9 protein-coding genes and 1 pseudogene are annotated in these 10,779 nt (G+C 65.1%); 4 read left to right on the top strand and 6 right to left on the bottom strand.

Going from position 1 to position 10,779, the window contains the following annotated elements; genetic code table 11:
• Positions 1 to 543 precede the first annotated feature (543 nt).
• Entirely contained in the window at positions 544 to 1,170 is a 627-nt protein-coding gene (locus HF680_RS15495) for a tyrosine-type recombinase/integrase (protein ID WP_185225694.1), read from the top strand.
• 112 nt (positions 1,171 to 1,282) lie between these two features.
• Here HF680_RS15495 and HF680_RS15490 read toward each other — a convergent pair whose 3' ends face one another.
• Genes HF680_RS15490 through HF680_RS15480 form a run of 3 tightly spaced genes read right to left on the bottom strand, consistent with a single transcriptional unit; the run spans position 1,283 to position 5,568 of the window.
• Positions 1,283 to 1,516: a hypothetical protein gene (locus HF680_RS15490; protein WP_185225693.1), complete on the bottom strand. Its 234-nt coding sequence runs from the start codon at positions 1,514 to 1,516 to the stop codon at positions 1,283 to 1,285.
• Positions 1,517 to 1,576: 60 nt separating this feature from the next.
• Complete coding sequence (locus HF680_RS15485; RefSeq protein ID WP_185225692.1) at positions 1,577 to 3,982, bottom strand: YbcC family protein; 2,406 nt, start codon at positions 3,980 to 3,982, stop codon at positions 1,577 to 1,579.
• A 26-nt stretch (positions 3,983 to 4,008) separates the two neighbouring features.
• Positions 4,009 to 5,568: a proton-conducting transporter transmembrane domain-containing protein gene (locus HF680_RS15480; protein ID WP_185225691.1), complete on the bottom strand. Its 1,560-nt coding sequence runs from the start codon at positions 5,566 to 5,568 to the stop codon at positions 4,009 to 4,011.
• Between the two features lie 106 nt (positions 5,569 to 5,674).
• Between HF680_RS15480 and HF680_RS15475 the strand changes: the two genes are divergently transcribed.
• On the top strand, positions 5,675 to 6,592 hold the full coding sequence (locus tag HF680_RS15475; protein ID WP_185225690.1) for a LysR family transcriptional regulator: 918 nt from the start codon (positions 5,675 to 5,677) through the stop codon (positions 6,590 to 6,592).
• A 303-nt stretch (positions 6,593 to 6,895) separates the two neighbouring features.
• Here the strand turns inward: HF680_RS15475 and HF680_RS15470 are convergent, their stop codons facing one another.
• Positions 6,896 to 7,921, bottom strand: a complete 1,026-nt coding sequence (locus HF680_RS15470; RefSeq protein ID WP_185225689.1) for an IS110 family RNA-guided transposase — start codon at positions 7,919 to 7,921, stop codon at positions 6,896 to 6,898.
• Between the two features lie 173 nt (positions 7,922 to 8,094).
• Complete coding sequence (locus HF680_RS15465) at positions 8,095 to 9,066, bottom strand: S41 family peptidase (protein ID WP_185225688.1); 972 nt, start codon at positions 9,064 to 9,066, stop codon at positions 8,095 to 8,097.
• Between the two features lie 415 nt (positions 9,067 to 9,481).
• Between HF680_RS15465 and HF680_RS15460 the strand changes: the two genes are divergently transcribed.
• Positions 9,482 to 9,913, top strand: coding sequence for an AAA family ATPase (locus HF680_RS15460; protein WP_185225687.1), 432 nt, complete (start codon positions 9,482 to 9,484; stop codon positions 9,911 to 9,913).
• Here HF680_RS15460 and HF680_RS15455 read toward each other — a convergent pair.
• A pseudogene (locus tag HF680_RS15455) lies at positions 9,892 to 10,144 on the bottom strand (integrase core domain-containing protein); the annotation flags it as partial. The gene HF680_RS15460 and the pseudogene HF680_RS15455 overlap by 22 nt on opposite strands.
• A gap of 138 nt (positions 10,145 to 10,282) precedes the next feature.
• Between HF680_RS15455 and HF680_RS15450 the strand changes: the two are divergent.
• Complete coding sequence (locus tag HF680_RS15450) at positions 10,283 to 10,606, top strand: helix-turn-helix domain-containing protein (protein ID WP_185225686.1); 324 nt, start codon at positions 10,283 to 10,285, stop codon at positions 10,604 to 10,606.
• Positions 10,607 to 10,779 lie beyond the last annotated feature (173 nt).

Here is a 10,779-nt window from a genome sequence, read left to right as displayed (position 1 = left end):
TCTGATCGAGGCGATCAGGGCCTGAGGCGATGGCGTCCTGCGCTTCGTCTCCACCTCCACCCCGCCACCGCTCAGCAGGTTTTTACACGGCCTCGGTCGGTAACGGCCAAAGGCGTCGGACCAAAAAGCGGACGTCTCCATGCTCAGACTGCATCGATGAATGACGTGCTTCCGGCGCTTAGTGAATGACCGCTCCTGGCGCTCACCTGCCTAAAAGCAGGCCTCACAGATCGGCGTGTCTGGGGTGCGATTCTGGTGCGAAGGGAACTGCAGATTGCAGATCATGCAGAACGGGTCATCGGCCGCAGGCCGGTAGGCCTGAGCGCTTCGAAACCTGTCGTCCCTCTCTACCTGCTCCGCTGAGCGTCGGGCGGCATCTGCTTGCCGCTCTTCGTCGGTAAATCCAGACATCGTCTGCCTCCATCAGCTGGTGGCAGAATGTCAGAAATCCGGAACTAGGCAAATGTCCGCACCTGGCGCTGAACAGATGCAAAGAGCGTAGACTTGCCACGGACAGGGAGGCGATCTCAATGGAGGTTGGCCATGCGCCAGTCTGACCTGTTCAAGCAACCGAAGCGACCATGGAATGCCGGCCGCCTTATCGGCCCCAAGGCACCGCTCAAGCCCAAGCACATCTGGGCCATTCGACAACAGTTGAAAGTCGCAAAGAAAGTTCGCGACCTCGCGATGTTCAACTGCGCCTTGGATGCCAAGCTGCGAGCCTGTGACCTGGTTCGGCTCCGGGTCAGTGACGTGGCTCCCGGCGGCGCGCTTCGCCAGCGTTCGATTGTTATCCAACAGAAGACCGGAAGGCCGGTGCCGTTTGAGATCACAGAGCCAGCGCGCGACGCGATCGGGGCTTGGCTGAGGATCCGCGGCGAACCTGAAGATGACTGGCTATTCCCAAGCCGTAGCCGGCCGGGCCAGCACATTGGAACGCGGCAGTACGCGCGCCTCGTGGATCAGTGGGTTCGCATGATCGACCTGGAACCGCAGGGCTACGGGACCCACAGCCTCAGGCGCACAAAAGTATCGCTCGTCTACAAGAAGACCGGCAATCTCCGCGCCTGTCAGCTCCTGCTCGGCCACAGGAAGCTGGAGAGCACCGTCAGGTACCTCGGTATCGAGGTGGACGATGCTCTGGAGATGTCAGAGCAGATCGATCTGTGACTTCCGACCGGGCCCGAAAGCGGGCCTGGTCATCGTCGCCTAGGGGTGGGCAGCGAACATTGGCACGAGGCGTTCTTCGCGCGGTCGATTGACAGCACCCCCGTCGACCTTTTCATGAGCGAGGCCCCGCATCACAACTCGTCTGGGCGGTCAACCCGTCCGACCACGCGGGCAGTATGCGGTTGAGGATTTCCAGATCATTGAGGACCTCAATGGGCGAACAGGCAAGAGCCCCGCGGAGGGTATCCTTGATCCAGTCGCTCATGTCCGGGTGGCCCAGCACGAACTCGATCTGTGCGTCCACGGAGGACAGATCTTTCTGGCGCTCCACACTATTGCCGATCATCGTCTCTCCATAAGAATGTCATTGGGCGGGGTGCCGCCCTTGTCGCGCGCGTCAGGCTGATCAAGCGGCCATTTTCTCGGGGGCGGTTGCCGCGTCTGCGACGCCCCTCCAGCCCAAGTCGCCATCGTACCGCCACGCCATCCGCCCGCGGTCGTCGAGGGCGAAGAGATGGAGCCAGCCATTGTCGAACAGCGCGCGGACGCCGGGATGCCGGCGCAGGATATCGGCCATCGCCTCGCGCGGTGCCTCGACGCAGACGGACAGGCGCAGCGGCTCATGCACATGGCGCTCTCCGTTGTGGACCGACTGCCATGGGAGGCCGACGCGCAGCAGGCCGCCGTTTCCCTCGACCACGCCCACGCCCCCGGTGACATTGTGCAGCAGCTTGTTGCCTCCGCCGAACACCCGGGGCGCGACGGTGGAGCCGTAGTACTGAAGGCTGATCCAGCTGGCGACCACGACGGGAGCCGTCAGAATCAGCTCGAGCACGCGGAACTCCCGATCCTGTCGCCAGTCGTAGTCGTGAAGGAAGGCGCGGCCGCCCAGGTCCACGCCGACAGTGCGTCGCCGCGGCGCCGCGATGAAGGCGCTGCATCCGGCCAGGCCCCATTCGGGCCGGGTCTCCGCCCAGTCGGCGGTACGCCGCTTGATATTGTGAGCGTTCGCCCGGGGGAGCTTCAAGGCGCGCTCCGTTCTCGCCAGGCCCCCGGCGGCGATCAGCCAAGTGCGCACTTGGTCGAGGTCCTCAGCGTAGACAGTGGACACCTCGTCCAGATCGAACAACTCGACCGCGTCGCTCGTGGTGTTGTGTAGGCCGGCGATGAAGACGGTGTGGAATGGGATGTCGATCGCGCGACCCTTAAGCGCGACCCGAACCTCACGGTCGTTCAACAGTTGCGCCAGCAGGCGGGCGTTGACGTCGCCCGGATAGCCGCCGCATGCGCCGCAGTGCAGGGCGCTGGCATGGGGATTGTTGACGGTTTCGGCGCCGTGCCCGAGCAGAAGAACCACCGGCGCGAACCCCGACGTCAGCGACATGGCGCGGAGCACCGTCTCCGCTGTCGCCACACGGTCCTCCAGCGACAAGCACGAATCGAATCGCGGCGGAGGCTCGCTCGCCGCGGCGCGGGGCTTCCGCCGCAGACCGTCAGAGACCAGCTTGCCGACGTACAGGGGTCCGGCCGCCTCGACGAAGGCGAACGACGACACCGCAGCCAATTTGAAGCGGCCCCAGGCGCGCCTGGCGCGCGCCCTGACGCGGTTCAGCGTCTCCACAGGATCGGAGGGCGAGGAAGCGGTGGTTGTCATTCCCGGGTTCAGCAGCACCGGGAGCCGCCGTTCCTCCACGTCGGAGCCGAAGCGGCGATGCGCGGCCGTCAGGCCGAAGAAGCCCGCGAAGCCCAGGGTGCTGATCCGCGGGTCCAGGCTCTCCAGCGCCCGCCGGAAGACCTCCGAGCGCACGTCGATGCAGAACGCGGCCTGCAGGATGGGCCTGCTGTCGTCGGCTCCTCCCGATCGTCCGCCTCCCAGAGCGGCCGACAGAGACCTTTGCCGCGATCGTTCGAGCGCCTCCTGCAGGATGGTGTCGATCACCATGTCGCGGTCGGGCGTGGCGGGCTCCGCATAGGCTCGCCGCGCCTCGGCCCAGCCCTGCTTGATCCATTCCTCGTAGCGCTGATGCAGCGCATCCTCCCACGCCATCCGCACCGCCAGCAGGTCCATAACCGTCGCGTCTGTTGCTTCCCGGAGCTCGGCCTGCCACAGCCGATGACGCGCGATCTGGGACCAGCCCCCCCAGTCCAGCAGGAGCCTGTGAAAGTAGGTCGCCGCCGCGTCGCCCCGCAGCCCGAGCCGCCTGGCGGCGCGCGTGATGGCGTCTTCTGCAGCCTCTGGCGCCTCGAACACGTGCTGCGCAAAGCCCCTGAGGCCCGCGATCTCAGGCGTCAGATCATGGGTGGCGACCGCCTTCCACGCCGCCCAGGCGCCGCGCCCCCGCGGCCCGGCCCACAGGGCCTGGCCCTCGTCGAAATAATAGGCCGCCCAGGCACCCAGTCGTTCCGCAATCAAACCCGGCCAGTCGATGCCCGATGCCTCGGCGGCCAGGTCCGCGATCGTCGGAAGGGGCCCCCGGTATGGACCGTCAACCGCGGCTGCGGCCTTCAGGGCCGGCACGTCCTTCGGCCGGATCGCGGCCGGGGCGCTCGCCCAGGCGTGTCGAAGGTCGGCTGCGGAAATCGTGCCGTCGTCGATGCGCGTTCGATACCAGGATCTCGGCATGGTGATCGGACCGCCGCCCACCCGAGCCAGCCGCGCGCCTGCGACGGCGAGGCCTTCGCCGGCCTGACCGAAGTAAGGATTCACCGCCACATTGGCGGCCAGCGGCCAGGCCGGCGGGATGGCCCTTACCGCGTCTTCCACGGCGCAGAGGATCGGGTCTGAAGAGGTTGCGGAGGCGGATTCGGTCATGCCGGGGTCCTTGCGAAGTCGTGGGATCAGCGGGGGTGCGGGACCGCCCATCCGCCGCTCAGGCGGTCGAAGACGGCATTGGCGTAGAAGCCGTTGGAGAGATGGACCCTGAAACCTGCGGCGGCCGGATGGTGCGCCCAGAGGGGGAACATGGTCTGGACGACGGCCACGGCGCCGAAGCTGACGACCGCAAGAGTAGTGAGACCCCACTCCAGTGGGCCGGGGGCCGGCGGCGGGGGCAGCACGCCGGCGGTCAGCGTGGTCGCCACCATCTGCAGGGCGAAATAGGCCCCGGACGTCAGGATGGCATAGAACGCGGTCCGGCGGGTGAGGGCGGCGGGCGCGGCGTCGGCGAAGCCTTGGGCCAGCATATAGGCGACGCCGAAGATCAGGATCGCGCCCAGGGCGATGATCTGGGGGGATTTGTGGGTCAGGCCGAAAGCCAGCCCGATGAACACATAGATGAAGAGCGCTGTCACGAACGCGCGCGCGACTGCACCGGCATCGGGAATGGCCACGGGCCCCGGGCGACGAATGGCGGTCACCCGTTCCACCGCGCCGCCGGAGGCCAGGAAGGAGTGGGCCTTGTAGAGCGAGTGGGCCACGATGTGCAGCAGGGCCAGCGGGAACAGGGCAAGCCCGCACTGCAGGATCATGAAACCCATCTGGGCCACGGTCGACCAGGCCAGTGAGGTCTTCACCGCCGGTTGGGTCAACATCACAAGGCCGCCGAACAGCGCCGTGAACCCGCCGATCACCATCAGCAGCGCCAGGATCCCCGGCGCCAGCAGCATGACGTCGGCGAACCGGATCAGCAGGAAGCCGCCGGCGTTGATGACCCCGGCGTGCAGCAGGGCGGACACCGGGGTCGGAGCCTCCATGACCTCGGTCAGCCATCCATGAAACGGGAACTGCGCGGACTTCAGCACAGCCGCCAAGGCGGCCAGACCCGCCGCGGCGACGGCCAGGGTGCCGCCGTCTCCTGCCTTGGCGTCGGCGAGGACGGCGCCAATGTCGGTCGTTCCATAGGCGATCGCCAGAAGGACTGCGGCGCCGATGAGGGAGATGTCGCTCAGACGCGAGACGATCCGCGCCTTGCGGGCCGCCCGACGCGCCGCGACGCGGTCGGGGTAGAACAAAAGCAGGCGCTGAAGAAACGACCCCGCTGCGATCCAGGCGACGACGAACTGCGTCAGGTCGCCGGCGGTCACCAACAGCATCACTGACGCCAGCGTCACGCAGAGCCAGCCCGTGAAGGCCCCTTGTCGCGCCTCGCCGTCGAGATAGGTCGAGGCGTAGCGCACCACGATCCAGCCGATGAAGGCCACCAGCGCGGACATAGTGACGCTGATCGCATCGAGGCGGGACGACAGGACGATGCCCGCCGCCTCGACGATCGGCCAGGACTCGGGCCCGTTCGCCACCAAGGCGCCGACCATGGCCACCGCCCCGACCAGGTTCAGCACGGCTGCTGCTTCGGCCACCCGAACAGCAGTGCGCGGCCGAACCCCATGCGACAGAAACGCCAGACCCGCCGCCAGGATCAGCGGGATCGGAACGAGCAGCGGAGACAGGTGAGCCGGCATCGAACGTCCTGAGAAAATTGATCTCAATGGACGGACTGATTAGGAGACGATGCGCTTCCCGAAAAATTCATAGTTTGTGCAAAAACGTTCTTTTATATCGAACAGTATGCGCAACCTGAACTTCAATCACCTGCGGTATTTTTGGGCTGTGGCCCATGAGGGAACCCTTACCCGGGCCGCAGAACGGCTGCATTTGTCGCAATCAGCACTTTCAGTGCAAATACAGAAGCTTGAACACCAGATCGGTCATCCGCTTTTTGAGCGGCTCGGGCGGCGGCTGGTCCTGACAGAGGCGGGGCAGATCGCCCTGGACTATGCCGACACGGTCTTTCAGGCGGGCGACGAACTCCTGACGACTCTGGGCGAACGCGCCTCCGATCGAAGGCAGACGTTGAGGGTCGGCGCGCTTACGACTCTGTCCCGCAACTTCCAGCTTGAGTTCCTGCGCCCTCTCGTCGGCCGCACGGACGTGGAACTGATTGTTCGGTCGGGGAACACCAAAGATCTGCTTCAACAACTCGATGCGCATGCGCTCGACGTCGTCCTAACCAACACCGCAGCGCCGATCGACACGCGGTCGCTCTTGCGAAACCACCTGCTCGCCGAACAACCGGTCAGCCTCGTGGGTCGGCCGCTTGGCTCGAAGCGTCGGTTCCGCTTTCCCGACGACCTGTCGCGGCACGCCCTGCTTCTGCCCAGCCAGGACAGTGAGATTCGGGTCGCCTTCGACCGCCTGCTGGAGGCCGCGCAGCTTCGCCCGACGATACTGGCGGAAGTCGACGACATGGCGATGCTGCGACTGCTGGCGAGGGAACGCGACGGCATCACCCTGGTCCCGCCCATCGTCGTGCGGGACGAACTGAATACAGGGATCCTCGTCGAGCACCACAGAATCCCGGAGGTGACCGAACGCTTCTATGCCGTGGTCAAGCAGCGGCGGTTTCCCAACCGCCTGGTCGCTCGCCTACTTGGTCCGGCTGATGGCGGACCAGGCATGGCCATCGCGGATGCCGTTATAGGCTGATTGATCCCGATGGGCGCGAGAAAGATCCGCTTTCGTCTCCCGGACCAATGTCTGCTTCTCTAATCGGGCATAGGGGTCAAGCTGGTTTTGATCATCGGCCTGATCGATCACGCGGGTCACGCTTCTCTTCGCAGTCTGGATGGCTCCTTGCGAGCGGAGCCGCTGCACGCATGCATGGGATCAGGGCCTGGAGAGCCTCGCTACTGGTCGCGCTCGAAGCGCAGCAGACATTTTCGGCTTCATCCATCCCGTCGTCCGCGTGGGACGATCCGGCCAGGATCGGATTGTGGTGCGGTAGTCAGGTCATGCCGCAACCTCCGATCCGTGCCGGAACTTAGAACCGTCAGCCCACATGCGGTGCAGGACGACAGCAAGCTTGCGGGCCACGGCGACGATCGCCCGCCGACGGCCTTTGGTCTTCATCAGCCGCATCCCCCAGGCCTTCAGGCTCGACCACTTGATCGAGCGCATGAGCATGGCGTTGGCGGCGGCGTAGAGGGCGGCCCGCACGTCGGAATCGCCGGCGTGGGAGATGCGGCCGGGATTATCCTTCTCGCCGGACTGGAAGCGTCGGGGCGTCAGTCCGAAGTGGGCGCCGACCGTGCGCGAGCTCTTGAACCGGGGAGGATCATCGACAGCGGCCTTGAAGCTCAGGACGGTGATCTCCCCTACGCCGGGTATGCCCATGAACCGGGTGCAGACCTCGTCTTCATGAGCAGCTTTTCGCACCCGTCGGTCCAACTCCATGAAGGTCGCGAACAGCATCTGCCGCGCATGCATCGGTATCAGGGCGAGGCTCAGCCCCGGATCGCTTTCGATGGTGTCGCGGACGGCCACATCGAAGGCTCCACGCGAAAGGCGCATTGGCAGCTTGACGCCGAACACCTTCAGCAGGCCACGGATCTCGTTCTCAAGATCGATGCACTTGCGCTGCATCACCTTTCGGCTGGTCAGCAGCGCCCGCAGGTGGTGGCTCTCGACGCTCTTCACATGCACTCGGCTGTACCAGCCGGAGCGGAGGATCTGGGCGATGCCGCGAGCGTCGTGCTTGTCGGTCTTGTTGCGCATGGCCGACAACGCCGCTGCGACCTGTCGAGCCTCCATGCAGACGACCTCGAACCCGGCCTCCCGGAGGCCATAGGTCAGGTGCTGGGTGAGGGTACCGGCCTCCAAACCGACCTGATGGATCGGCTCGCCGAACGCGTTCAGGCAGCGGACCAGATCCGGTACATCCGACGGCACGGAGCGCTCGAAGCGAACCTTACCCTCGTCATCAATGATGCAGACCGCCACTGAGCGCAGCGACACATCCAACGCAGCGTAGAACATCGTCGTCTCCCTTCATCTCGGACTGAGCCGAGCACTCTATGGGAGCTTGCCCCTTCGCAGGACCGCCCGATTACGCATGCTCATGGCGCTGGGCTGACCTAGGCGGCGGGTCATCGCGCCCTCGATGTCCAAGACGCGCAGCGACCGGCGAAGGGCCAGCCGGCCGGGACCGGTTACAACGAGCAGCCCCCCTGGGTCGCCAGCCACGCCTCGGCGGCCGCCTGCGCGGCGTCATTCTCGTCGGTGGATGGAGAGATGGGCTCGTCAGGGGGAATGCCGTCTTGATAAGTCCGCCCGAGCTGATCGGCCATCAACGCCGTGGTGATCAGCAGGATCGTGCCGTCTGACAGAGCGATCTCCTGATTGGCGCTGGCGACTGCGGCGGTCCGACCTCCGAAGGTCCTCACGCCTTTGCGACCGATCAGGGACAGCGCCGCGCCTTCGCCTGAGCTGCCAGTCGCGTCGTCCATCAGAACCGCGACCGGGCGCGCATCGGCGCCGGGCGCCGGGCGCCAGTCATCGATCCGGTCCAGCAGGGTCTCCGACCCGTCCTCCATGAGCGCATGCATGGCGCCATCTTTGAGCCTTGCCGCCATCTCTGTGCCGTCAGGCCGCACGTAGACGACGCGTCGGTCATCGCCGATCAGGTCCGACAGCCCGACGACCATCGGAAACAGGGCGCCGCCGGTGTTGCCTCTCAGGTCCACGACGTAACCGCAGACCTGGTCCTCGATACCGCGAACCCCGGCGTACAGCCGCGCTCCGAATGTCGACGGCGGGGGCTCGTAGCGCGCCGAGGGCACGACGATCACGCCGACCGCCGTCGAGGCAAGCGGCGTCGTTCGCACTTCGGGCTCTCGTCGCGTGATGAACCGCGAGGTGGAGCGCGGCGGGCTCGGCGGCGGATCAGGCAGCATGCGGCGGCTTCCATACCGCTCGCGCCAGCGCTCCATCATGCCCGCCGGGTATTCGACCTTTGAGTGGTTGTCCTCGAGATAACTGACGAGCGCCTGATAGGCGGGCATCAGGTCGACCTCGTCGCGTGCGCCCTCGGCCAAGGCTCGCGCCCGCGCCTCGATCGCCGCCCAATCGAGGCGGTCTCGGTGGTAGGCGACGGGCTTGATAAGCTCCAGCGCCTCGGTCACCCGGGCCTGGGGGTCAAATGCGGGCGTCTGGGACGCGGCAGGCGCAGCGCCCAAGCAGAGCATGCAGACGATGGCAGCCAATCTCATGTCGCCCTCCCGGTCGGGGCGACCTTAGCCGCACGCAGCCGCCAGCGAAATATCACCGTCCTGATGGCTGCTCCGACCTTTTCCAACAAGGCCCTCAAGCCTCCGACAGCGTTTGTGGCGTGCCGGCGGCTGCCGCAGGCCGAAGCCGCCGGGCGAGACAAGTTGGATTTGCTAGCGTCGCCTAATGTCTGCGTTTTGCGCACATCACGCCAACAGAACTGACCCTCTGAGCGTCGCCGGGGATGGAAAGCGGACACTTTGGGGCTCTCGGAAGGAGAGCGGCTGCTTTCTTGGCAGACCTGGCAGCCTGACCTGCTAATCTAAGCCGATGAATGTGCAAGGACGCATCTGGCTGATCACGGGGCTCATGGCCGCCGGCAAATCCAGCGTCGCTCAGGCTTTGGCAGAGCGACTGTCGCCATCGGTGCATATTCGCGGCGACCTTTTCCGCAGGATGATCGTGAATGGTCGCGAGGAGATGAGCCCTACACCCTCCGCGGGCGCGGTGTCGCAGCTTGAGTTACGGTACAACTCAGCTTGGCGAGCTGCGTCAGCCTATGCGGATGCAGGCTTCCACGTCGCCTTGCAGGACGTCGTGCTAGGTCGTTACCTGAGAGACGCCGCCGAAGTCCTGGCGCAGTACAATCTGAGCATCGTGGTGCTCACGCCGTCGTATGAGACGCTCGCGGCTCGTGATCGCGATCGCCCGAAGACGGCGTACGGAGCCGGCTGGACGGCGGGCCGCACGGCGTTGAATTGACGCCGCCACGCCTCGATCAAGACCTGGGCCTCGGCTAGGCTGAAGAAGATCTCGCCGTTCAGCAGTTCTTCCCGGAGCTTGGAGTTGAAGCTCTGCCAGTAGCCGTTCCCCCAAGGGTTTGCCAGGCTCGATGTAGGCCGTTTGAGAGCCGACGGCAGCGATCCAATCGCGTAACGCCGTGGCGATGAACTCCGGTCCGTTGTCGGAGCAAACATACGCTAAAGGCCCTCTCAGTGCGGATGTAGAAAATGGCACTGAGATAGGTGGGTGGAGATCTTGCCCGATCTTGCCAGGTCGTGGGCGGCTCAAGGGGCGTTCGGTCGAAAACGACGCTTGCGGATGTTCCGTATTCGGCGACTATCCGTGTTCATGAGCGACTACGAAAAACGACTAGACGCCGCCATCGGCAAAGCCATAACCGATCGCCGTGAGGCGGTCGGAATGACACAGCGCCGGTTGGGTGAAGCGATGGGCGTGGCGTTCCAGCAGGTTCAGAAATACGAGGTTGGCAAAAACCGCGTCGCTGCGTCGAAGCTAGTGCTCGCAGCGAAAGCGTTGAAGTGTGACGTCGCCGAGCTGGTCGGGGAAGATCGTGGCGATCATCCTGGAACTGCTCGATTGATTAGGGCGTGGTCAAAGCTCAGCGACCATCAGCGGGATGCTGTGACGTCGATGATTGAAGCATTCGAGTAGGGCTGCATCCGCACTTTAAGGGTCCCAGTGTAGATCCAGACAAACGCAATGAATGGCAGTGGAGGGGCGTCCGCTTCTGACTGAGGCTGTGTGAAAACGCCTCCAGCTCGAGCGAATTAGCTTATTCTCCCGAGGTCAGCAGGAGGTGGGTATGGGCCGCTTCGTTCAGGGTG

It is taken from the genome of Brevundimonas huaxiensis (assembly GCF_014218725.1).
Taxonomy (GTDB): Bacteria; Pseudomonadota; Alphaproteobacteria; order Caulobacterales; family Caulobacteraceae; genus Brevundimonas; species Brevundimonas huaxiensis.
This window is presented reverse-complemented; position numbering and strand designations above follow the sequence as displayed.